This is a genomic window from uncultured Bifidobacterium sp., from assembly GCF_945269915.1.
GTDB classification, from domain to species: Bacteria; Actinomycetota; Actinomycetes; order Actinomycetales; family Bifidobacteriaceae; genus Bombiscardovia; species Bombiscardovia indica.
This window is the reverse complement of the sequence record NZ_CALYOY010000016.1, coordinates 1-23,686: the sequence shown is the minus strand read 5'-3', so window position 1 is coordinate 23,686 and position 23,686 is coordinate 1. Positions and strand designations below refer to the sequence as shown.

19 protein-coding genes and 1 riboswitch are annotated in these 23,686 nt (G+C 64.8%); of the genes, 5 read left to right on the top strand and 14 right to left on the bottom strand.

Annotated features, from left to right (window positions below):
• Positions 1-35: 35 nt before the first annotated feature.
• The 11 genes from Q0K62_RS04305 to Q0K62_RS04255 all read right to left on the bottom strand — a co-directional run bounded on the left by Q0K62_RS04305 (position 36) and on the right by Q0K62_RS04255 (position 13,072).
• Complete coding sequence (locus Q0K62_RS04305) at positions 36-1,274, bottom strand: argininosuccinate synthase (RefSeq protein ID WP_297316749.1); 1,239 nt, start codon at positions 1,272-1,274, stop codon at positions 36-38.
• A gap of 95 nt (positions 1,275-1,369) precedes the next feature.
• Complete coding sequence (locus tag Q0K62_RS04300; protein WP_297316748.1) at positions 1,370-1,903, bottom strand: arginine repressor; 534 nt, start codon at positions 1,901-1,903, stop codon at positions 1,370-1,372.
• Positions 1,900-2,877 (bottom strand): ornithine carbamoyltransferase, encoded by a 978-nt coding sequence (gene argF / locus Q0K62_RS04295; protein ID WP_297316747.1) that lies wholly within the window; start codon positions 2,875-2,877, stop codon positions 1,900-1,902. The genes Q0K62_RS04300 and argF overlap by 4 nt, the downstream gene beginning before the upstream one ends.
• Before the next feature lie 102 nt (positions 2,878-2,979).
• Complete coding sequence (locus tag Q0K62_RS04290; protein WP_297316746.1) at positions 2,980-4,302, bottom strand: acetylornithine transaminase; 1,323 nt, start codon at positions 4,300-4,302, stop codon at positions 2,980-2,982.
• Positions 4,283-5,239, bottom strand: coding sequence for an acetylglutamate kinase (gene argB / locus Q0K62_RS04285; RefSeq protein ID WP_297316767.1), 957 nt, complete (start codon positions 5,237-5,239; stop codon positions 4,283-4,285). The genes Q0K62_RS04290 and argB overlap by 20 nt, the downstream gene beginning before the upstream one ends.
• Before the next feature lie 48 nt (positions 5,240-5,287).
• Entirely contained in the window at positions 5,288-6,457 is a 1,170-nt protein-coding gene (gene argJ / locus Q0K62_RS04280; protein WP_297316745.1) for a bifunctional glutamate N-acetyltransferase/amino-acid acetyltransferase ArgJ, read from the bottom strand.
• Positions 6,454-7,530, bottom strand: coding sequence for an N-acetyl-gamma-glutamyl-phosphate reductase (gene argC, locus Q0K62_RS04275; protein WP_297316744.1), 1,077 nt, complete (start codon positions 7,528-7,530; stop codon positions 6,454-6,456). Before argC ends, argJ begins: the two co-directional genes overlap by 4 nt.
• A gap of 200 nt (positions 7,531-7,730) precedes the next feature.
• Positions 7,731-8,351, bottom strand: coding sequence for a DUF4190 domain-containing protein (locus Q0K62_RS04270; RefSeq protein WP_297316743.1), 621 nt, complete (start codon positions 8,349-8,351; stop codon positions 7,731-7,733).
• Positions 8,352-8,374: 23 nt separating this feature from the next.
• The gene (pheT, locus tag Q0K62_RS04265; RefSeq protein WP_297316742.1) at positions 8,375-10,981 is read right to left on the bottom strand and encodes a phenylalanine--tRNA ligase subunit beta; all 2,607 of its coding nucleotides are present in this window, start codon (positions 10,979-10,981) and stop codon (positions 8,375-8,377) included.
• 6 nt (positions 10,982-10,987) lie between these two features.
• Positions 10,988-12,052 (bottom strand): phenylalanine--tRNA ligase subunit alpha, encoded by a 1,065-nt coding sequence (gene pheS, locus Q0K62_RS04260; RefSeq protein ID WP_297316741.1) that lies wholly within the window; start codon positions 12,050-12,052, stop codon positions 10,988-10,990.
• A gap of 60 nt (positions 12,053-12,112) precedes the next feature.
• Complete coding sequence (locus Q0K62_RS04255) at positions 12,113-13,072, bottom strand: RNA methyltransferase (RefSeq protein WP_297316740.1); 960 nt, start codon at positions 13,070-13,072, stop codon at positions 12,113-12,115.
• A gap of 180 nt (positions 13,073-13,252) precedes the next feature.
• Here Q0K62_RS04255 and Q0K62_RS04250 point away from each other — a divergent pair, with 180 nt between their 5' ends.
• Positions 13,253-13,873, top strand: a complete 621-nt coding sequence (locus Q0K62_RS04250) for a superoxide dismutase (protein WP_297316739.1) — start codon at positions 13,253-13,255, stop codon at positions 13,871-13,873.
• Between the two features lie 156 nt (positions 13,874-14,029).
• Here the strand turns inward: Q0K62_RS04250 and Q0K62_RS04245 are convergent, their stop codons facing one another.
• The 3 genes from Q0K62_RS04245 to Q0K62_RS04235 all read right to left on the bottom strand — a co-directional run bounded on the left by Q0K62_RS04245 (position 14,030) and on the right by Q0K62_RS04235 (position 18,809).
• Positions 14,030-16,534, bottom strand: a complete 2,505-nt coding sequence (locus Q0K62_RS04245) for an ATP-binding cassette domain-containing protein (protein ID WP_297316766.1) — start codon at positions 16,532-16,534, stop codon at positions 14,030-14,032.
• Between the two features lie 38 nt (positions 16,535-16,572).
• Positions 16,573-17,256, bottom strand: coding sequence for an ECF transporter S component (locus Q0K62_RS04240; RefSeq protein ID WP_297316738.1), 684 nt, complete (start codon positions 17,254-17,256; stop codon positions 16,573-16,575).
• 48 nt (positions 17,257-17,304) lie between these two features.
• Positions 17,305-17,421: riboswitch (TPP riboswitch) on the bottom strand.
• A gap of 20 nt (positions 17,422-17,441) precedes the next feature.
• Positions 17,442-18,809, bottom strand: coding sequence for a dipeptidase (locus Q0K62_RS04235; RefSeq protein WP_297316737.1), 1,368 nt, complete (start codon positions 18,807-18,809; stop codon positions 17,442-17,444).
• 53 nt (positions 18,810-18,862) lie between these two features.
• Here Q0K62_RS04235 and Q0K62_RS04230 point away from each other — a divergent pair, with 53 nt between their 5' ends.
• From Q0K62_RS04230 to glnA, 4 genes are all read left to right on the top strand, one after another.
• A complete protein-coding gene (locus tag Q0K62_RS04230; protein WP_297316736.1) occupies positions 18,863-19,501 on the top strand; it encodes a DUF3043 domain-containing protein in 639 nt (212 codons plus the stop codon).
• 179 nt (positions 19,502-19,680) lie between these two features.
• Positions 19,681-21,168, top strand: coding sequence for an FAD-dependent oxidoreductase (locus Q0K62_RS04225; RefSeq protein WP_297316735.1), 1,488 nt, complete (start codon positions 19,681-19,683; stop codon positions 21,166-21,168).
• Between the two features lie 37 nt (positions 21,169-21,205).
• Complete coding sequence (locus Q0K62_RS04220) at positions 21,206-21,937, top strand: DUF4191 domain-containing protein (RefSeq protein WP_297316734.1); 732 nt, start codon at positions 21,206-21,208, stop codon at positions 21,935-21,937.
• A 192-nt stretch (positions 21,938-22,129) separates the two neighbouring features.
• Complete coding sequence (glnA, locus tag Q0K62_RS04215) at positions 22,130-23,566, top strand: type I glutamate--ammonia ligase (RefSeq protein ID WP_297316733.1); 1,437 nt, start codon at positions 22,130-22,132, stop codon at positions 23,564-23,566.
• Positions 23,567-23,686: the final 120 nt, after the last annotated feature.

The window sequence follows — 23,686 nt, the reverse complement described above, 5'->3', positions numbered from 1 at the left end:
GCCGGACGCGCGTCCCTGTTCCTCTCCAATTGCTCCTACTCGACCGTCTGGTCCGGCACTTCCACACCCCTGCCGAAACGGACGTCACGGGCTGCGGCCACCCTGTCGGGCAGGCCGTAGATCTCGATGAAGCCGTTGGAGGCGTCCTGGTCGAAGCTGTCACCGGACTCGTATGTGGCCAACCTGTAGTCGTAGAGGGAGGTGTCGGAACGGCGTCCGGTCACCACGGCCCTTCCCCCATGCATGACCATGCGGATCCGCCCACTCACATACTCCTGGGTCTCCTCGATGAAGGCGTTGAGGGACCTGACGGCCGGCGAGAACCATTGTGCATCGTAGACCAGCTCCCCCCAGCGCTTGTCGATGTCGCGCTTGATCCGGTGTTGCTCGCGCTCCAGGCAGCAGTTCTCCAGCTCCTGGTGGGCGGTGATCAGGGCCACGGCGCCCGGTGCCTCGTAGAGTTCACGGGACTTGATGCCGACCAGTCGGTCCTCGATCAGATCGACCCGGCCGATGCCCTGGGCACCGGCACGCTGGTTCATCTCCTCGATGGCCTGGAGGGGGGTGACCTCCTTGCCGTCGATCCTGACCGGGATCCCCTTCTCGAAGTCGATGGTCACCTCATCCTCGACCGGGGGGAAGGCCGGGTCGTCGGTGTAGGAGTAAACGTCCTTGGTGGGGCCGTTCCAGGGGTCCTCCAGGTAGCCTGTCTCGATGGCCCTCCCCCAGACGTTCTGGTCGATGGAGTAGGGACTCTTCTCGGTCTGCTCGATGGGCAGGTCGTGTTCCTTGGCGTAGGCGATCTCCACGTCGCGCATCAGGCCCAGGTCGCGAATCGGGCTGATGGCCTTGATGGTCGGATCGATGGACATGATCGAGACCTCGAAGCGGACCTGGTCGTTCCCCTTGCCGGTGCAGCCGTGGGCGATGGTGTCGGCCCCGAATTGGTGGGCGGCCCGGACCAGATGCTTGGTGATCAGAGGCCTGGAGATGGCGGAGACCAGCGGGTAGACCCCCTCATACATGGCATTGGCCTTGAGGGCGGGCATGCAGTATTCGGAGGCGAATTCATCACGGGCATCGACGATGTAGGACTCCACGGCCCCGCAGGCAAGGGCACGTTTCTTGATGGTCTGGAGGCGCTCGCCGCCCTGACCCACATCCAGTGAGACGGCCACCACGTCCTTGCCGGTGCGCTCCTTCAGGTAGGGAATGGCCACCGAGGTGTCCAGTCCACCCGAATAGGCCAGTACGATGCGGTTCTTCTCGCTCATGACACTGCTTCTTTCCTTGGTTCTTCGTTGGTTCGACGGTTGCTTGTGGTTTGCAGGTTGACCCGGGGTTGGTCCGATGATGGTGCCGGCACCACTCAGGCCGAGGAGGGTTCCTCCCCGGAGGTGATGGAGAGGAGCCAGTCGGCCCGGCTCTTGGCACTGGCATCGTCAGCGGCGATGATCAGTACCGTGTCATCACCGGCGATGGTACCCAGAACCCCCTCCAGGGGCTGACGGTCCAGGGCCGAGGCCGCATACTGGGCCGCACCTGCCGGCGTCCTGACGACCAGGAGATTCCTGGCCCGTACCACCGATGTGATCAGACCGGTCAGGACCTTGGAGAGGTAGAGCTCGGTCTTGTTCTCGGAACCGGCATCGCCCCCCACCGGCACACCGGCATCCAGGACGGACTGGTCGGTGGTGTCGGGGATCCAGTAGGCCATGGTCCCATCCGGATAGCGCAGTTTGGTGGCATGGAGGTCATCCAGATCCCGGCTGAGGGTGGCCTGGGTCACATCGATCCCCTGCTCGTCAAGGATCTCGGCCAGTTGCTGCTGGGAATTGACACGGGTCCGGGCCAGGGCCTGCCGAATGGCATCCAGGCGGGCCACCTTGGAGATCGGTCTCATCGGGCCACCCCCCTGAGCAGGTCCATCCTCCCGGTGGATTGGGCCACCAACCAGGTCAGGAGGGCCTTCTGGGCGTGGAGACGGTTCTCGGCCTCGTCCCAAACCACCGACCTTGGGCCGTCGATGACCTCGGCGGTCACCTCCTTGCCGCGGTAGGCGGGCAGGCAGTGCTGGAAGAGGGCATCGGGCTTGGCCTTGTCCATCAGTGTGGCATTGACCTGGTAGTCCCAGAAAGGCTTGGACCTGGTGGCGGTCTGGTCTTCCTCGCCCATGGAGACCCAGGTGTCGGTGAAGATGCAGTCGGCCTGGTCCACGGCCTGGTCCGGATCCGTGGTGACCAGGATGGAACCGCCGTTCCGTGCCGCCAGGGCGGTCGCCTGTTCGACGATGCCGGAGTCGGGCAGGAAGCCGTTGGGGCCTGCCACCCTGACGTTCATACCGGCCACGGCCCCGCCCAGAAGGTAGGAATTGGCCATGTTGTTGGCCGCGTCACCCAGGTAGGCGATGGTCATCCCGGCCAGGGCATCGACCCCACCCCTGTGCTGGGCAAGGGTCAGGAAATCAGCAAGGATCTGGCAGGGGTGGAAGGAGTCGGTCAGGGCATTGACCACGGGGACGGTGGACTTGTCCGCCATGGTCTCCACACGGTCCTGGCCGAAGGTGCGCCAGACGATGGCCGAGGTCATCCGGGTCAGGACCCGGGCCGTATCAGCCACCGGTTCGCCCCTGCCCAGCTGGGAACCGTTCTTGTCTATGACCAGGGGGTACCCGCCCAGTTCGGCCACCCCCACCGAGAAGCTGGACCTGGTTCGGGTGCTGGGCTTGTCAAAGATGATGGCCACGGCCTGGGGACCCTCAAAGGGGCGGGCCAGATAGCGGTCCTGTCGGAAGGCCATACCCAGTCTCAGGACCTCCAGTTGCTCCTCGTGGCTCAGGTCATCGTCCCTGAGCATGTGCCTCAGGCTGTCTGCCATCCGCTTCCTCCGAATCCGTTTCGCTCGTCTTCCTTGATGGTCTCTGTATGCATCACTCTTCTGGCTCCAACCCTGTCCTGCCCGGAACCCCGGCCGGGTCGGTCAATCATCCGGCAGATCGCCTGGCACCTGCGACAGGATGTCGACGGCCTGGTCGATGTCGTCCGGACCGATGACCAATGGCGGGGCCAGGCGTATGGCATCGGGAGCCACCGCGTTGACGATCAGCCCATGGTCCAGCGCCCATGATGCCAGGGCGTGCGAGCAGGTGTGGGCCAGCTGGACCGCATCCAGGAGTCCCCGCCCGCGGACGCCGACATACAGGGGGTTGCGCGTGTCCATGATTCCCTGACGAAGCCGCTCACCGCCGGCCTGGGCATTGGCCAGAAGCCCCTCCTTCCGAATCGTTTCCAGGGTTACCAGCCCCAGGGCCGAAGCCAGGGGGCTTCCAGCGAAGGTGGACCCGTGCATGCCTGGGGTGAGTACCTCCGACAGCTCCTGGCCGAAGGCGATCATCCCACCCATGGGGAAGCCGCCGGCCACCCCCTTGGCAAAGGTCAGCAGGTCCGGCCTGGCGCCTCCGGACAGGGTCGGGTCCTGGAAGGCGAACCAGTACCCCGTCCTCCCCATGCCGGTCTGGACCTCGTCGACCACCATCAGGGCATGGTGGTCGATGCAGAGGGAACGAACCGAGGCGACATAGTCCGGGTCAAGGGGCCTGACCCCGGACTCCCCCTGAATCAGTTCCATGATGACAGCCGCGACCGGCCCCTTGGTCTCATCCGCAAAGGCCGCCTCCATGGCACCGGCATCACCGGCCGGCACGAATTCAAGGCCAGGAACCAGGGGCGCAAAGGGTTCGCGGATGGTCGGTTTCCAAGTGGCGCTCAGGGACCCCATGCTTCGTCCATGGAACCCCCTGGTCAGGGCCAGGATCCTGGCTGGACCTGTGCCGTTCGGGTGGGGCAGCTTGTTGCCATGGAGCCTGGCCAGCTTCAGGGCGGCCTCATTGGCCTCCGTCCCAGAATTGGCAAAGTAGACATGGGACCCTTCCGGTGCACCGGAAATGGACAGGAGGCGTTCCGCCAGCTCGATCTGGGGCCGGGAGGCAAAGTAGTTGCTGATGTGGGCCATCCGGGAGGCCTGGTCGGCCAGGGCCTGGTTCCAGGCAGGATGGGCGTATCCCAGGGCATTGACGGCTATGCCGGCCATCATGTCCAGGTAGGCGTTCCCGTCCAGGTCCCAGATGCGGACACCCTGGCCATGGTCCATGACCCTGGCAGGCAGGCCGAAGACGTTCATATGGGCCTTACCATAGCGGGCCAACCAATCCCGGCTGCGGGGACCGGCCGGAGTGGTGGCCGGCCCTCCAGGGGCCGCCTTCCCCGATTGACCCATCATGGTTTCACTGGGCTTGATGGTCATGGGACCCCCTCATCGTGATGCCGTCGCCGGGAACCACCATGGTCCCGATCCCGTTCTGGGTGAATATCTCATTGAGGATGGAGTGGGGACGGCGGCCGTCGATGATGTGGGCCTCATCCACTCCTCCCCTGACGGCCTGGAGACAGGCCTCCAGCTTGGGCCTCATCCCGGCGTGCATCCGACCCAGAATCCCTTCCAGATGGTCGGTGCCGATGCTGGAGACCAAAGAGTCCTCCCTGGGCCACTCCCGGTAGAGCCCCTCCACGTTGGTCAGGATGATCAGTTTCCGGGCGCCCAGGGCCGAGGCCAGGGCACCGGCTGCGGCATCGGCGTTGACGTTGAGGACCTGGGTGGGGTCGTTCTCATCCGGGGCCACCGAAGAGACCACAGGGATTCGACCCGCTTCAATCAGGTCCTCGACGGCGGAGGCATCCACGCCGACAACCTCACCGACCAGACCCAGGTCAAGGGGCCTGCCCTCAACCAGAGGCTGACAACGGCTGGCCGAAAAGAGTGATGCGTCCTCTCCTGAAAGGCCGACGGCAAAGGGGCCATGGGCGTTGATGAGGCCGACCAGTTCCCGCGAGACCTGCCCGGTCAGGACCATGCGCACCACCTCCATGGTCTCGGGGGTGGTGACTCGCAGGCCACCGCGGAACACGGATTCGATGCCCAGGGCATCCAGCATCCGGGTGATCTGTGGACCGCCCCCGTGGACCACCACCGGATGCATGCCGACCTGGCGGAGGAAGACCATATCCTGGGCGAAGCACTGCTTCAGGTGGTCGTCCACCATGGCGTTCCCGCCATATTTGACAACGATCCGCTGGCCGGCGAACTCTTCCAGCCAGGGCAGGGCCTCAATCAGGACCTCGGCCTTCCGGCTGTCGTCAAGGTCCATGCGGACCCTGCCATCCCGATCTACCGGGTCACTCATCGTCCCCTCCTTCGCATCCATTCCTGCTGCCATCCTTCTCCCTTGGTCTCAGCTGGAGTAATCGGCGTTGATGGTCACATAGTCATGGGTCAGGTCATCGGTCCAGACATCAGCCCGGGCCGCACCCTGGTGCAGGTCGATATCGATATGGACCTCGGCGGGTTGAAGGTCCACCAGGTCGGGATCGAGATTTGGCCTGCCCCCGTCGCAGACCCTGACCCCGTTGAAGTCCACGCTGACCCGGGCAGGATCATAAGCGGCCACCGATTCGGGGACGGTCCCCAGGGAGGAGACCACCCTTCCCCAGTTGGGATCATTTCCTGCCACTGCGCATTTGAGCAGGTTGGAACCGGCCACGGCCCGGGCGCAGGCCAGGGCCGCATCCTGGTTCTCGGCCCCCTGGACCCGGATACGGATCTGATGGTGGGCCCCCTCGCCATCCCCGATGATCTGACGGGCCAGGTCGGAGCAGGCCCGGTCGAGCAGGGCCTGGAACTCCTCCGGGTCGGGGCTGGCCCCCGAAGCCCCGGATGCCATGAGCAGGACGGTGTCGTTGGTGGACATGCAGCCGTCCACGTCTATACGGTTGAAGCTGGTGCCGCAGGCCTGTCCGAGCGCCGCCCGGGCCTGGGCCGGGTCCAGGACGGCATCGGTGGTGATCAGACAGATCATCGTGGCCAGTTGCGGTGCAATCATCCCCGACCCCTTGACCATGCCGCCCAGCCGGTAGCCGGATCCGTCCAGGGTCACGGTCTTGCTGGTGGTGTCGGTGGTCAGTATGGCCTTGGCGGCCTCGGCACCGGCCCGATCGCCTCCGTCCAGGTCTGCATGGGCCTGGTCCACCCCGGAGAGGATCGCGTCCAGGCGAAGCAGGTGACCGATGATTCCGGTGGAACAGACGGCCACGCGTTCCGGTTCCAGCCCCAAGAGGCCACCAGCCCGGACGGCCGTGCTCCTGGTCTGTTCCAACCCCTCCGGACCCGTGCAGGCATTGGCGTTACCCGAATTGATGACCACGGCCCCGGCATGGCCGTCCGCCAGGATCCGTTCGGTCCAGATCACCGGGGCAGCCCGGAAGCGATTGGGGGTAAAGACCCCGACCGCCGTATCCATGGGCCCCCGGTTGACGACCATGGTCAGGTTCTTTCGGTCCGACCCCCCGGGACGGTGGGCCTTGGCGGTCCCTGCCTGGAATCCCGCCGCATATGTCACGCTCATGGTGCCACTCCTATGGTCGTCAATCCGGTCTGCTCGGGCAGACCCAGCGCTAGATTCATGGATTGCACGGCCTGTCCGGCGGTGCCCCGTGTCAGATTGTCGATGGCCGCAAAGGCCACCAGGCGCTGTGCAGGCCTGTCCAGGACCACCTGGACCTGGGCATTGTTGGACCCCAGAACGTCCGCAGTTGCAGGCAGCACGCCCTGCGGCAGGAACCTGACGAAGGGTTCATCCCCATAGGCCCCGGCCCAGATGGAACGGATGTCCTCTTCGGAAAGGTCCAAGCCCTTCCGGGTCAAGGGAGCCGAAACCGTGGCCAGAATCCCCCTTGACATGGGGGACAGGATTGGTGTGAACCCAAGTCTGAATTCGTCCCGGTCCCCCTGGGGGCCAGCGGCATGCCTGCAGTTCTGGATGATTTCAGGAATGTGCCGATGGGAGCCGCCCACACCGTAAGGATGGGCCGAGTTGAGAGCCTGGGCGGCCAGAAGGTCCATCCGGCCGGAGGTCTTACCGGCCCCGGAATAGGCCACAACCAGGTCGGCCACCAGGTCATCGGTCCGGACCAGGCCGGCCGCCAGGGCCGGTTGGATGGCCAGGGTGACTGCCGTCACGTTGCAACCGGGGCCGGCAATCCTGCGGGTCCCGACCAGGCGGTGCCTCTGTCTCGATCCCCCACCGAGCATGAGCTCAGGAAGGCCATAGGTCCAGCAATCATGGAAGGGGCCTCCGTAGTAGTCATCCCAATCCCGCCGGTGCTCCAGACGGTGGTCTGCCCCCAGATCCACCACCAGCGCGTCCGGGTCCAGGTCCTCGGCCAGGGCGCCCGAGGATCCATGCGGCAGGGCCATGATGATGACGTCATGACCGTTGAGAATGTCCGGGCGGGTTTCCTGGATGACCTCGTCGGCCAGGGCCGGGATGTGGGGGGCATGGTCACCGAAGGAATCACCCACCGAGGTTGACCCGGTCAGGGTATCGACCACGAATGCGGGGTGGGCGCAGAGCAGCCGGACCGCCTCGGTCCCGGCATAGCCGGTGGCACCTGCCACCGCCACCGAATACTCCCGCATGCTTTCTCCTCTCACTGATCTTGCCCCATTCTACATAATCATGCAGATATTTGCATACTTATGCAGTTTGGCGTGTCGAACCTCTTGCCGATCCGGTCTGGATATACGAAGACCGCCCGGGCGCAAGGTCCGGACGGCCCATCAACACTGCTTGAAAGACTATCTGCCAGAACCGGAAACGGGCTCAAAGCAGCCGCGCTTCAGGCGCGCACCCCATCGCCGCTACCGGTACCGCCGGAATCACCAGGCAACGAAGGCACGGCGGACTGGAGCATCTGCCGGGTGAGGTCGTCCATGGAGACACCGGAGGTAATCATCCACAGCCAGGCCAGGGTATAGAGCACGTTGATGACGACGGCGGCCAGGGCCAACCCGTACCCCTTCATGTGGAGCATCCTTGTCCTGTATATGGAGATTCCTCCCAGGACTGCCGAAAGGAGTGGGACAGGGAGGAAGATGGCCATGATGAAGGCAATGATGGCGTAGGGATCCCAGTGACCATAGCTGGGGTTCTGTGCCGGGTCGTCCGGGTCGATGCCGTCTGTTACATGCCTGGAACCGCCTCCGGGATTGCCCTGTCCGGCCATCCGGGAGTACCCGGGCACCGCCTGCCTGTCCGAACCGGGGGCGGGCTGGGCATCGCTCCTGACCGGTTCAGGGTCCGGCTTGCCGAAGACATACGGGTTCCACCCCGGATACTGGTCGGCCCGTGCACCGTATGCGGGTTCCACATGCCGCCCGTACCGGGGCTGTGCCTGGTCATCCCGACCGCCGGCTTCCTGGGGTTCCTGGGCCCCCTGCTGGTCTTCCATATCCGTCATGTCCCCTCTTATCTGTGTTCGGCTCAAGCGCGCAGCTGCGCTCCCAACCCGGAGGCCTTCTCCACGATGGCGGACCTCAGCGCCTCGCTGTCTTCAGAGGTCAGGGTCCTGTCGGGGGCCCTGAAGGTGACCGCGAAGGCCAGGGACTTGGCGTCCTGACCGATCTGTTCGCCGGTGAAAACATCGAAGAGTTCAATGGACTCAAGACTAGTCCCTGCGGCTTCTCTGATGGCGGAAGCCAGCTGATCGGCCGTGACCGAGACGGGGACCGTGAAGGCCAGGTCCTGGCGGACGGGCGGGAAGGTCGAGATGGGCTTGGCCTGGAGGGGACTGAAGTCCAGATGGTCGAAGATCCCATCCAGATCCAGCTCAAAGGCGGATGAATGCTCGGGGAAACCCAGTTCAGCGATGACACGGGGGTGGAGTTCACCCACCATGCCGACCGGAGTCCCGTCATCCAGAACCACCTGGGCGGTACGGCCCGGATGCCACTGGGCCGGGACCTGGTCGGCCTCGGGCTGCTCCAGGCGATAGTGGGCACCAACGCGGTCCAGAACCCGCCGGGCGGATTCGACCGCGTCGGTCCAGTCCACGGGACGGTGGTCCTTGAGCCAGCCGTCATCCTGGGCCAGGCCGGTCAGGAGGGCGGCCACATGCAGCCGCTGTTCGGGCAGGCCGGCGTCCAACTGGGCCAGTTGCTCGTCGCTGGGACGGGTACCGCCAGACAGGGTCGGAACGGCCGGCGCCTTGGGGTCGCGGACGAAGATGTACCCGATCTCGTAGAGGGAGACGTTGGTGTTGCCCCGTCGCAGGTTCCGGGCCACGGTATTGGCCAGGGGAAGCATGAGGACCCGCCGCAGGAAGGGCCGGTCGGCGGCCATGGGGTTGGCCAGCTCCACACTGACCGCCTCCTCCTGGTCGGGATCGTAGCCGAAGGCCGTCAGATCCTGCCGACCCACGAAGGGATAGTCCAGAACCTCCGTCAGACCGTACTCGGCCAGGGTGTCGGCCACCCAACGCTTGCGAAGCTGACGATCGGTCAGCCCAACCTCGCCGGTGACCTTGGCCGAGGGGATGTTGATCGGAATGCGGTCGTACCCCACCAGGCGGGCCACCTCTTCAACCAGGTCGCATGCCTCTCCCAGGTCGGGTCTCCAGGATGGGGGCCTGACGCTCAGGACCTGTCCGGCTCCCGAATCCACCTCGCAGCCGATATCCTCCAGGATGGCGACGATACGGTCGCGGTCGGTATCAAGATCGGTCAGTCGGGCAACCTCGGAGGGTTTGAAATCAATGGTGGGCATGGGGGTGGTCCGGTCCAGGTCCAAGGGGGTGGCGTCGATCCTGGCCCCACCGAACTCCTGAAGGAGCCGGGCCGCCATCTGGGCTGCCGCCGGCTGCATCTGAGGGTCGACCCCGCGTTCGAACCGCTTGGATGCCTCGGAGGGCAGCTTATGACGACGGGCCGAACGGGCGATGGTGACCTGGTCGAAGTGGGCCGACTCGATCAGGATGTTCCGAGTCTGGTCGGTCACCTCCCCGTAGAGACCGCCCATGACCCCGGCCAGGCCGAGGATGCGGGAACCGGCCTCCCCCTTGGGGGAATCCGTGATCAGGAGGTCTTCGGTGCTCAGCTCCCGGTCCTTGCCGTCCAGGGTGGTCAGGCGCTCGCCCTGCCTGGCCCTGCGGACCACGATGGGCCCTTCGATCTTGTCGGCATCATAGGCGTGCAGGGGCTGGCCCAGGTCCAGCATGACGTAGTTGGTCACATCAACGGGCAGGGAGATGGAACGCATCCCGGCCCTGGTCAGCCGCCGACGCATCCATGAAGGCGTTGCGGAACCAGGCTGGTAGCCCTGGACAGACCTGACGTAGTAGCGGTCGCAACCCGGCACCCCGTGGATGGGGTTGTCGTCTTCGATCCGCACCTCGATCGGGGCCTGGTCGCTCCGGTCGGCCGCCTGGGGCAGGGCCTTGTTCAGTTCCATGACCGGATCCGTGTATGCCGCCCCGGTCGAATGGTGGAACTCCCGGGCCACGCCACGATAGGAGAAGGCATAGCCCCTGTCCGGGGTGATGTTGATTTCCAGGACGGGGTTGTCCATGTGGAGGAGGGCCATGGCATCGTCACCGGGCTTGAGGGCCTCGTACTCCTGGTCGGTGAACCCGTACTGCCGCAGGAGGATGATCCCGTTGTGGTCCGAACCCAGGCCCAGTTCACGCTCGGAGGCGCACATGCCGTCCGATAAGTGGCCGTAGGTCTTCCTGGGTTCGATTTTGAAGTCTCCAGGAAGGACGGCACCGGGCAGGGTCACGACGACCTTCTCCCCGGCGGCCATGTTGGGGGCGCCGCAGACGATTCCCCGGGGCACCTTCTTCCCGTCATCATCCACGGCATTGTAGGCATCGCCCACATCGACATGGCACCAGTTGATGACCTTGCCGTTCTTCTGGGGCTCGGGAAGGGCATCGACCACGTAGCCGACCACGATGGGGCCGGTCACCGTGGATTGGTGGATCTCCTCCTCCTCGAGACCGACCCGGACCAGGTCCTTGGCCAGTTGCGGATATGTCAGGTCCCCGGGGACCTCGACATGTTCCTTGAGCCAGTCAATATCTACCATCGGCATATCGGATCACTCCCCCATCTCGAACTGCTGGCTGAACCGCACGTCGCCCTCGACCAGGTCGTGCATGTCGTTGATGTCGTGGCGGAGCAGGAGGGTCCTCTCCATCCCCACCCCGAAGGCGAACCCCGAGTACTTGTCGGGATCCACACCGGCCGAACGCAGGACGTTGGGGTTGACCATGCCGCAACCGCCCCATTCGATCCATCCCGGGCCGCCCTTCCTGTCGGGAAACCAGAGGTCCATCTCGGCACTGGGTTCGGTGAAGGGGAAGTATGAGGGACGCAGCCTGGTCCTGGCCTCGGGGCCGAACATGGCTGCGGCCAGCTTGTCCAGGACGCCCTTGAGGTCGGCCATGGTCAGGTGTTCGTCGACGGCGATGGCCTCGCACTGGTGGAAGACGGGCGTGTGGGTGGCATCCAGCTCGTCGGTGCGGAAGACCCGGCCCGTACAGGCCACGTAGAGGGGCACGCCACGGGTGATCAGGGAGCGTGCCTGGTCGGGCGAGGTGTGGGTGCGCATGACCATGTTGGACCCGACGAAGCCGGCGGCGTCCCTGGCCTGGTTCCCCTTGACGTAGAAGGTGTCCTGCATCTGGCGGGCAGGGTGGTCGGGACCGAAGTTCAGGGCATCGAAGTTGTACCACTCCGCCTCCAGCTCGGGGCCCTGGGCGATGCGCCAACCCATGGAGACGAAGAAGTCCTCGACGTCCTCCATGAGCCTGGTCAGGGGGTGACGGGCACCCTGGGGCTTGCGGTCGACGGGGAGGGTCATGTCGACCCGCTCGGCACGCAGACGACGGTCCTCCTCCTCCTGCTGCAGCTGGCCCTCCTTGAGGCCATAGGCCCGGCCGAAGTCGGCCCTGAGCTTCCCTATAAGCTGACCGGCCGTCTTCTTCCGGTCGGCAGACAGGGACCCGATGGCCCTGCTGGCCCTGGCCATGGCGGATCCTGCACCCGAGTACCGCGACTTGAGCGCCTTCAGCTCCTCCAGATCGGAGGCTTCCCGTATTTCCCCAATACCCTCGCTGACCTCATCGGTCACTGCTGCGGGGTCGAACTCTACCTCTGCCACCTTGGGACCTTTCCATCTTGTAAGAGCCTGAAAACAGCGTTATATCGGTCTTTACAGCCTTTATATTCTTTCAATACGACTAGACATGGCCAGTCCATAGAGCAGGACCGCGGCCGAGGTGGCCAGGTTGAGTGATTCTGCCCGGCCGTAAATGGGTATGGAGACGATGGAATCCACCTGCTCCAGGAGATCGGCGGGCAGGCCACGTGCCTCGTTCCCGAAGAGGGCCACCATATCCCGGCCGGGATGTTCGGTCTGGTCATCGGGCCCCGTCGGGTCGCCCCGGGCACCCGACCGGTCCAGGTAATCCGGCAGACTGGTCGGCCTGCGTTCCGGTGTCCCATGGACATCGGCGGCCATGATTCCATACCCCAGCCTGTGCGCCCAGTCCAGGAAGGCTTCAGTACCCATGGCCAGGATCGGTATGTGGAAGGCCGAGCCTGCGGTGGACCGTAGGACCTTGGGATTGAGGGGGTCCACGCAGTCGTCCACCAGGACCAGGGCCCTGCAGCCTGCGGCATCAGCCGTTCTGATGACCGTACCGGCATTGCCCGGGTCACGCACCTGCCAGAAGGCGGCGATCATACCCTCTCCCCCACGGCACTGGCGGTCACCGGAATCCGCCGGCCCGTCATGCCCGGTCCACAGGTCGGAGGGATCCACCATCATCGCGCGGGTATCTCCCTGGGCGACGATTCCCTGGGCATCCGTGCTGATGGCCTTCATGACCCTGGCCGTGACCGGGTGGACATAGATATGGTCGTGGGCCAGGGCGCTCTCGGCGATAACCGACACTACGGGGTTCAGGAATCTAGTGCCGCTCGGCTGGGGTCCCTCCCCAGCCTGGACGTAGAGGTCGGTGATCAGGTCCGGTCGGCAAGCCACAGCCTCCCTGACGCTCTGAGGCCCTTCGATCAGGAAGCGTTCATGGCGCTGCCGGACCCGCCTTTCCTTCAATTCGGCAAGGCGGCGTATACGTTGCGAGCGCGGATTGTCCATCACGGTTTCTGTCAGGGGCATGCCCACCACTCTAGCCCTCTGTAAGCAAGTTCACTGAACTGACCTCGCGAAGGCCTTGGTTCCCGGACTTCCCGGGGATAAGCTTGGTGGACAAGCCAAATCGACTTGGTATTCCAAGCCTGACGACCGGGTCTTTCCATCAGGGGCTGATGCCCGGCGGAGGCAATGTTAGGAGACACCATGCCCGTATACACACTTCCCGATCTGCCCTATGACTACTCGGCCCTCGAGCCCTACGTCTCAGGCAAGATCATGGAGCTCCACCACGACAAGCACCATCAGGCCTATGTGAACGGCGCCAACCAGGCCCTGGAGCAGATCCATGATGCGGCCGAGTCCGGCGACGTGGCCCAGTCCAACCTTCTGGAAAAGAACCTGGCCTTCAACCTGGCCGGCCACAAGAACCACACCATCTTCTGGAAGAACATGGCCCCCTCCATCGGCCAGGAACCAACCGGCGAACTCAAGGCCGCCATCGAGGACCAGTTCGGTTCCTTCGAGGGCTTCAAGAAGTACTTCGAGTCCATGTGCGCCGGCATCCAGGGCTCCGGTTGGGCCGTCCTGGCCTGGGACTCCCTGGGTGAGCGCCTGGTCACCCTGCAGATGTACGACCACCAGGGCAACCTGCCCGTCACCATCTTCCCGCTGGTTCTTCTGGATCTTTGGGAGCATGCCTACTACCTGGATTACCTGAACGTCAGGGCCGACTACGTCAAGGCCTGGTGGCACATCGTCAACTGGGAGGACGCCTCCAAGCGCTTCGACGAGGTCCGCAACCTGAACACCACCCTGGTCAAGTAACCACTGTCCGCCCGAGCAGTCCTCGTGCCTGGGAGCTTACCGGGAAGAGGCCCGGATACCTATCCGTCAAACCACTGACAAGTGGCAGGTGGATGCGGTATCCGGGCCTCTTCCGTGTGCCGGACCAACCACTTGGAGCCCAACGTCCCGGGCCGGTCAATTACCGAAGTATGAAATCCTGCCGGTCAGAGCGGCGGTGGCCAGGGCCGCCACGGGTACGGCCAGGCAGATCAGGAGATAGACATAATCCCGTGGACCCACATCGGACACCCTGGCATGGGTGCGTTCCTCGGTGCCACCGAACCCTCTGGCCTCCATGGCCGTGGCCAGGGTGGTCGAGCGCCTGATCGAGAGTACCAGGAGGGCGAAGGCCTGGGGGAAGAAGGCCTTGAACCTGTTCTCATCTCCCAGACCCCTGCTCCTCCTTGAGGCCGAAAGGGCGGACCAGTCGTCCCTGAGGACCGAGAAAAGCCTCAATCCGGCCAGCCCTCCATACACAAACCGCTCCGGCAGGTGGAGGACCTGGCTGAAGGCATCGGCCAGGTCGGTCGCGTCAATGCCCAGAACCGTGATGATGGCTGGGATCCCTATGGCCAGGATGCGCAGGGCCGTGGCCAGGGCCAGGTCCAGGGAACGCTGGGTGACATGGATCATCCCCCACTGCCAGTAGGTGGCTCCGCCGGCCTTTCCATAGAGGATGATGGCCAGGGCCGAACCCGGGGCACCCAGGAAGATGGGCCAGGCGGATCTGACGATCCTCAAGGGGGTGAACCCGGCAGCCATAAGGAGGAACAGTTCCAGGACCAGGGCCACCGTGGCGGACACCCAGTCCAGGCTGATCAGGAGGGGCAAGGCGGTCAGGAAGGCCCCGATCAGGCGGAAGGCCGGGTTGATGGAGGCGATGTAGGCCGATCTGCTTGACCGCCTGGGCGGCTCGTCACGCTGATCCATGGCGGCAACGGGCAGGAGTACCGGCCGGGACCCGTCAGGACCATCCGGTGACTGCACCGGGCCACCAGAGACCTTCCCCGCTCCTGGACGATCGGGGATGAGATACACAAGGCGGGCATCCAGGGCCTTGACCAGATCCATATCGTGGGTGACCACGATGATGCAGATGCCATCCGCCCGAAGGGAGTCGATCAGTTGGGCCATGCTGGTCCAGGTGGTCCTGTCCTGGCCGAAGGTCGGCTCGTCCAGGATCAGGACCCGGGGTGCGGCGGCCAGGGCGGCGGCCACGGTCAGCCTGCGCTTCTCCCCACCGGACAAGGTGTAGGGGTTGGCATTGGCGTACTGGATCAGGTTGAACCTGGTCAGGAGGTTTCTGGCCCGCTCCCTGGCCTGGTCCTGGGTCATCCCGGTTCTGAGCGGGGCCAGCATGACCTCCCCGAGGACGGAACCCCGGGCGAACTGGTGTTCCGGGTTCTGGAAGACGTAGGAGATGCGGGAGGCCAGATCGGTGGACTTCCAGGCGTATGGATCAGCCCCACCGGCTACAGACCGGGCATCGCCATCGTCCCGGATCAACCTGTCGGAGGCGACGACCCGACCGGCAAGGGGGTCCATCAGGCCGGCCAGGGTCATGGCCAGGGTGGACTTGCCGGCCCCATTGGCCCCGACCAGGGCCGTCACCTCTCCCTGGCGGAAAGTCAGGTTGATACCGGAGGCGATGGATCTGCCATCACGACCGACGGACAGTTCATCCGTCTCCAGGATCGGATCGCCAAGGCCGGAACCAGGGCCACCACCCGACCGGGCATGCGGGGAGATCGGTCCTACCTGATCCGCGGCACCCTTGTAGGGGTCGGGCACCCAGATGCCCAGGGACGCCAGATCCAGATCCCGGTCGGAGAAGACCTGGTCCGGGGTGCCATCGGCCATGATGACGGTCCGGCGGAAATCGCGCTTCCCTGTCCGGCCCTGGTCGGATTCCACAGGCCCCAGACCCAGGACGATGACCCTGTCGATCATGTCCATCCAGGGCTGTGCCCGGTGCTCCACCAGGACCATCGTGGAATCACGTCGATCAAGGACCTCACGGACCGCTCCGACGATTTGCCGCACCCCGTCCGGATCCAGGTTGGCGGTCGGTTCGTCCAGGAGAAGCAGGCCCGGCTCCATGGCCAGGGCTCCGGCCAGGGCCAGGCGCTGCATCTGACCTCCGCTCAGATGCATGGTGGACCGGGTCAGCTGCAGGTCCTGCAGACCCACTGCCCGTAAGGACTCGCGGACACGTTGCCAGATCTCCTCCCTGGGGACCCCCATGTTCTCCGGCCCGAAGGCGACGTTATCGCCGAGCCTCTGGAAGATCGCCTGGGCATCAGGGTCCTGCATGACCAGGCCCACCCGGCCACCGACCCCGCCGGCAGGGTGGCCGTCAATCAGTATCCTTCCCTGGGTCACCCCGCCGTCGGCGTCCTCCACTTCGACGATCTGCTCGTTCTGGCCCTCGGGGACGTCCAGCCCCTGGGCACCCATCTGTTCCCCAAGGAGCCCCGCGATGCCTTCCAGGATCGTCGACTTGCCGATGCCCGAGGCACCCAGCAGGAGGACCCGTTGCCCGGCGGGAATGGTCAGGGAGAGGTCACGGACCGCGAAGTGGCTCCGATAGGCATGACGGTACCCCCAGTGGACCAGGTCCAGCCCGGCCGGCCTGGTCAGGTCCGAATCATTCCCATATGGTGCTGGGTCGGTTTGTGTCACTCGACGGTTCCTTCTTCCTTGCCCGCCCTGGGGAGGCGTCCGGACTCGAACCGGTCAAGGGCACCGGTCCGGGCGATGGCCAGGTAGAGGTACCAGACCAGGACGCCTGCCAGGAGGGCGCCGGAGATCATGGTGGTCACCAGATAAACCAGTCCATAGGGGCCGGCCGGGCTGATGGCCTGGAGGTGGGTGCAGAAGGTGTAGAGCCAGCAGCCGAAACCGGCGGCCATCCCCGACAGGGTGACCGTGGGCAGGTTCCAGCGGCGGTACCGACAGAGGGCAAAGACCAGCTCGGCCATGGCGCCCTGGAGGAGGCCGATCAGGAAGACCTCGACAGGGACCCACTGGCTGCCCAGGAGGGACTCCAGGACAGCGGCGACCACCTCGGCATAGATGGCCGCCCCGGGGCGACGCACAATGACGATGGCCAGGGGGGCGGCGAAGAGATAGAGCCCGTTGAGGATGCCGGCCAGGCCTGGGATGATCCCGTCCAGGAGGGACCAGGGCACCGTGGTGACGATGGCCACCACCCAGTAGATGACCGCGCTGGCCACGCCGATGACCGATGCCACGGCGATGTCGACCACCCGCCAGCGGTTGGAATGATGGATGCGAATGGTCCCCTGAGCCCCGTCGGTCCTGCCTTCGGTACCCTTGGTTGGGGTTTGTTGCTGATTCATGATCTGTGCCTTTCCGTAGGCACACCCGTGGGTGTGCGTCCTGTTCAGGCACGGGCCGAGTGACATCCGTGCGCCGGCATTGCCCGGTAAACGTTCGTCCGGTTGAGGCTGAGCCTCCTCTCAGCCACACGCTGCTTTGCGGCATGCGGCCCCCGTGTCATCAGCCATCCTAGGACCTGCCTTGGTCAAGCCCCCAGGCGGTCCAGGAGGAGGGCTTCGGCGATGACATTGCGCTCGAGACCGTAGAGGGATATGGACTCGTTGGGACTGTGGGCATTGGCCTGGGGGTCCTCCGGGCCGGTGACCAGGACCTGGGCCCGGGGGAAGAGACGTTTGAGTTCGGGAATGAAGGGGATGGAACCACCCTCCCCCTTGTTGACCGGATCGCATCCGAAGGCCTGGCGCATGGACTCCTCGGCATCCCGGACCACACGGCTGTCCGGATCCATGGCCCATCCCATCCCGTTCTCCCCGTAGGAAACCTCGACCTGGGCACCCAGGGGGGCATGCGAGCGCAGGAAATCGGCCAGGGCCTTCTGTGCCTCCTCTGGGCGCTGGGTGGGGGCCGTCCTCAGGGAGATACGGAAGCGGGTGCTGTCGGCCAGGACGTTGAAGGATCCCTCGACCGGATGGGCGTCGAACCCGATGATCGATGCCGAGGGCTTGGTCCAGAGCCTGGATGCCAGGGAACCGGTGCCGGCCAGACGGTAGGAAGCCACCACCCCGGCGTCGCTGCGCACCTGGTCGGGGTCCAGGTCGCGTTGGAGGCCACCGATGGGTTGCCCGCCCTCGAGACCCGGGACCTCCAGCTCGCCCTGGTCGTTGTACATGGAGGCGATCAGCATGGCCGCCAGGGTGTTGGAATCCAGGATGGGGCCGCCGAACTGACCCGAATGGACCGGGTGCTCCAGGACCTTGACCGTGACGTCCAGATCGGAGTTGCCCCGCAGGGAGGTGGTCAGGCTGGGGATGCGGTCGGACCAGTTACCCGAATCGGCCACGATGATCAGGTCGGAGTCGAACTCCTCCCTATGGGCCTCGATGAAGGGGATGAAGCTGGGGGACCCCATCTCCTCCTCCCCTTCGATGAAGACCCTGATGTTGACCTTGAGGTCATCGCCCAGGGCATGAAGGGCTCCGGAATGGATGGCGATGCCGCCACCGTCGTCGGCCGAGCCGCGCCCGTAGAGCCTGTCGTCGCGCTCCACCCCGACGAAGGGGTCCGTGTCCCAGACGGTCGGATCGGGAACGGGCTGAACATCGTGGTGGGCGTAGAGGAGGACCGTGGGGGCTTCGGGGTCGACGATCCTGGAGCCGACCACCTCGTATGCACCCGGGGTGCCATCCCTGTTGGTGGATTGGACCACTTCGGCCTCGATGCCCACCCTGATCAGCTCCTCGGCCACGAATTCGGCAGAACGGCGCATGTGGTCACCGGTGATGCCCTTGGCGGAGACAGACCCCAGGGCGATCTTGTCCTTGAGCAGGTCGGTGATCCTGGTCCAGTCGGACCCCACCCTTCTGCCAATCTCCTCCAACCGTGGATCCGTCATGTCCAACCTCCTGAAAACGCTGATGAGTCTAGGCGTCACCGTAACCTGTTCGCATGACATGGAACCCCTTCACAGGCAAGGACAAGAAGGCCCAGGGCCAGGAATCAGACACCGGGGAGACCCGGGACCGTACCGAGGGCAAGGGGCGACCGACTCCCAAACGTAAGGTGGCGGAAGCCCAGACACTGCGCCCTCTGGTTCCCAAGGACCGCAAGGCCAGCCGCAAGGCCGCCAAGGCACGCATCCGGGCCAGGGAGGACGCCCAGTACGAGGCCATGAAAACGGGGGACGTGGTCCACATGCCCAAGGCGGAACGCCTGCCCTGGAGGGTCTACATCCGCGATTACGTGGATGCTCGGTTCAACCTGCTCGAGTGGTCCTTCCCGGCCATCATGGTCCTTATAGTGGGTATGTTTATATCCTTGTTCACCAGCTCCGTCACGAGCCCGGCCACCGCGACCACCATCAACCTGATCGTGACCATCGCCATCTACGTCTACATCATCATCGGCATCCTCGATACCTGGCTGATGTGGCGCAGGCTCAAGACCAAACTCATCGGGAAGTTCGGGGAGCGCTCCGTGGCCAGAGGGTCCCGTTCAGCCAGCTATGCCTGGCAGCGGGCCATGATGGTACGCCGTTGGCGGGTCCCCAAACCGACCTCACCCAAACGCGGCAACTGGCCAAAGTAGAACGGGACCGGCACACAACCGGCTGATTGCGGGGAATCACAGACCGCCCTCCCCGACCGGGGCCGGGCGGTTTTGATATTTCTCCGGGAACCGGGGCTAAGGGACCGGGTTGGCGGGAAGTGCCCACAGTGTGCAAACCACATGGCCCTGCACCGCCTTCCCCACTAGCATGGGCAACTATGAACCAAGCAGAAGATGGCATTGATTCCGTTTCGTCGGACCCTTTGAACAGTTCCAAACGTCAGTACGACGTCATCATCATCGGGTCAGGGCCAGGCGGGTATTCCGCGGCCCTGCGTTCTGCGGAGCTCGGGGCCCGGGTGGCCCTGATCGAGCGCGACCCCATACCGGGCGGAACCTGCCTGAACCGGGGGTGCATCCCGACCAAGGCCCTCCTGACCGCCACACAGGTCTTGGAGCAGGCGGCCCTGGGCGCATCCATGGGCATCCGGGTCCGGGCCCAGGGCATCGATTACCAGCGCCTGGCCGCCTACCAGGACGAGATGGTCGGAGCCATGACCGGCGGACTTGCCCAGCTCCTCGCCCAACGGAAGGTGGACCTGATCCGGGGAGAGGGGTCCATCGTCGGTGACGGCCTTGTTGCGGTCGAGACACCCGATGGTTCCACCCGCCGACTGACCACCTGCGACACGGTCCTGGCCATGGGCTCCAGGTCGCGCCCCCTGCCGGGCATCCCCTTCGGCAACCGGGTCATCGACTCCGACAGGGCCCTGCAGCTCAAGCCCTTCCCCAAACGCGTCCTGGTGGTCGGTGCAGGGGACGTGGCCCTGGAATTCGCCACCATCTGGCACCAGGCCGGTGCCGAGGTCACCTTGATGATCCGTCGCGACCGGGTCCTCTCCCACTGGGGGCGGCGGACCGGTCTGGTCATGACCCGGGAACTGAAACGTCAGGGCTTCATCATCATCCCCGGCTCCACCTGCAGGTCAATCTCCGATTCCGGCGCCGACAAACCCCTGACCGTCACCTACGGTCCCACCCAAGGCGAAGGGGATGCGGCACGGTTGGAGACCGACCTGGTCCTGGCCGCCATCGGCAGGGACCCCCAGACCGATCAGGACTGGATGGAGGGTCTGGGTATCGACACCGACGAATCCGGGCAGATTCTGACCGATTCCCAGGGCAGAACCAGCCGTGAACGCGTCTGGGCCCTGGGCGATATCACCCCGGGCCACCACCTGGCCCACCGGGCCTTCCAGCAGGGCATCACCCTGGCCGAGGCCGCGGCCGGCCTTGACCCCGAGCCGGTCAGGGAATCCACCATCCCCCAGGTGGTCTATTCGTCCCCCCAGGCGGCCTCGGTGGGCTACACCAGGCAGGAGGCCCAGGACGACCCCACCCTGAATCAGGTCGAGGAGACCATATACCCCATGCAGGCCAACTCGCGCATGCGGATGAGCGGGTACCAGGGCACCCTGAGCCTGGTCACGGCCTGCCCCTCCTCCGATCTGGGCACCCGGATCGTTGTCGGCCTGGAGGTGGTCTCCCCCCAGGCCTCGGAGAACATCGCCGAAATTCAGCAGCTGGTGGGCAACCGGGTCCCCCTGGACCGGGCGGCGGTTCTGATCCATCCCCATCCGACCTTCAGCGAAGCCATAGGCGAAGCTCTGCTCAAAGCCGACGAACGACCCCTGAACATGCGGTAGACTGGTCAACCAGTGAACGTTTCCAAGTGAGGATGGTATGGCACAAGAGGATAGGGCCAAGAAGCCGAAAAAGAAGAAGGGCACGATTTCCCAGATCAGAAAGATCTTCCAATTCACCTATGCCGAGGACAAGGCCCTGCCCTGGCTCCTCCTGGTGGCCATCCTGGTGCCTACCGCGGTGGCCGTCACGGTCTGCTTCATCTTCCACGTCGGCTGGTTGAGCTGGATCCTCTTTGTCCTTCTGGGCATCATGGTGGGCCTCCTCCTGGCCACGATGACCCTGACCCGCCGCTCCGACAGGGTGGGCTATGCCAAGATGGAGGGCCGCCCAGGTGCGGCGGCCGCGGTACTGGGCAACATCTCCAGGGCCGGCTTCAGGTTCCCCCAGGACCCCGTCTGGATCGACGCCAAGACCAAGGACGCCATCTGGCGCGGCACCGGCCGTACCGGCGTCTACCTGGTTGGTGAGGGCGACTACGCCAGGGTGACCAAGGCCATGAGGCGCGAGGAGGAGAAGATCCGACGCATCACCCAGGGTTCCGACATTCCCATCTATATGATCAGTGTCGGTCAGGGCCCCAAGCAGGTGCCGTTGAACAAGCTGCAGCGAGAGGTCATCAGGAAGAAGGCCAGAATGACGTCCGACGAGCTGGCGATCCTGAACGAGCGTCTGATCACCCTCCAGAAACGCCAGAGCGCACTGGGCATGCCAAAGGGCATCGACCCCACCAAGGTTCATGTCAGCCGCAAGGCCATGCGCGGCCGCTGACCGAGCCCATGCATCCACCCCCGACACCGACCCTCAGTGTTCAGTGTCGGGTTTTTCCGTATCAGAGGCTGTCACGCCGGTGTTACCGTTTCGCGGGTACGAAACAACCCCGTAACCTAAGTTGCGGATTGGCGAAAACTCGGGTCTCTTAGACTGTATGACCATAACGGATTTCATGAAAGGAGCAGTTCAGTGACAGAACTGAAGTCAAAGGCCGACTGTGAAGCTGTGATCAATCAGGAGGGCGTGGAGTACGTCTCCGTCAGGTTCACCGACCTGATCGGTGTCCAGCAACACTTCACCGTTCCCGCCAGCGAGTTCCTCAAGGACGCCTTCACGGACGGCATGGCCTTCGACGGCTCCTCCGTCCAGGGTTTCCAGGCCATCAACGAATCGGACATGAAGCTGATTCCTGATCCGGAAACCGCCTACCTGGATCCCTTCCGCAAGCACAAGACCCTGGATGTGGCCTTCTCGATCGTCGACCCGCTGACCGACGAGCCCTACTCCCGCGACCCCAGGCAGATCGCCTCCAAGGCCGAGGCCTACCTGAAGTCGACCGGCATCGCCGACACAGCCTCCTTCGCCCCCGAGGCGGAGTTCTTCATCTTCGACAAGGTGCGCTTCGAGAACAGCATGCAGCGGTCCTTCTACGAGGTCGACTCCATCGAGGCCCCCTGGAACTCGGGTGCCGAAATCGAGGACGACGGGTCCGAGAACATCGGCTTCAAGAACCGCGTAAAGAAAGGGTACTTCCCCGTTCCCCCGATTGACCACTACCAGGACCTGCGCGACGACATGGTCGCCAACCTGCAGAAGGTAGGTCTGATCCTGGAACGTGCCCACCACGAGGTGGGCGGAGCCGGTCAGCAGGAGATCAACTACCGGTTCAACACCCTCCTGCACGCCGGTGACGACCTGATGAAGTACAAGTACGTGGTCCACGAGACCGCGGCCCTGGCCGGCAAGGCGGCCACCTTCATGCCCAAGCCCATCGCCGGCGACAACGGGACCGGGATGCACTGCCACCAGTCCCTCTGGAAGGATGGCAAGCCCCTCTTCTACGACGAGAAGGGCTACGGCGGCCTCTCCGACATCGCCCGCTGGTATGTGGGCGGACTGATCAGGCACGCCTCCTCGGTCCTGGCCTTCACCAACCCCTCGATGAACTCCTACAAGCGGCTGGTCCCCGGCTACGAGGCCCCGGTCAATCTGGTCTATTCGGCCAGGAACCGTTCCGCCGCCATCCGCATCCCCCTGGCCGGCACCTCCCCCGCCGCCAAGCGCATCGAGTTCCGGGCGCCCGACCCCTCCTGCAACCCCTTCCTGGCCTTCTCGGCCCAGCTCATGGCCGGCCTGGACGGCATCCTCAACCACACCGAGCCCCCGGCACCCGTGGACAAGGACCTCTACGAGCTGCCCCCGGAGGAGCACGACCAGATCAAGCAGGTTCCCGGCTCCCTGGAGGAGGCCCTGAACGCCCTGGAGGAGGACCATGACTTCCTGAGTGAGGGCGACGTCTTTTCCGATGACCTGATCGAGACCTGGCTGGATCTGAAGCGGGGTGAACTCGACCAGGCCCGCCTGGCCCCCACCCCCCTGGAGTACGAACTCTACTTCCACATCTGAAACGCACCCGGGCCGACTGGACCCGGATGAGACCGACCCCCGGCGGAGACCCGCCGGGGGTCTTTGCCTTCCCCGGCGCAAGGACGCCCCCCCCCCCCTGGCGCGCCCCGTCCAGCCCCT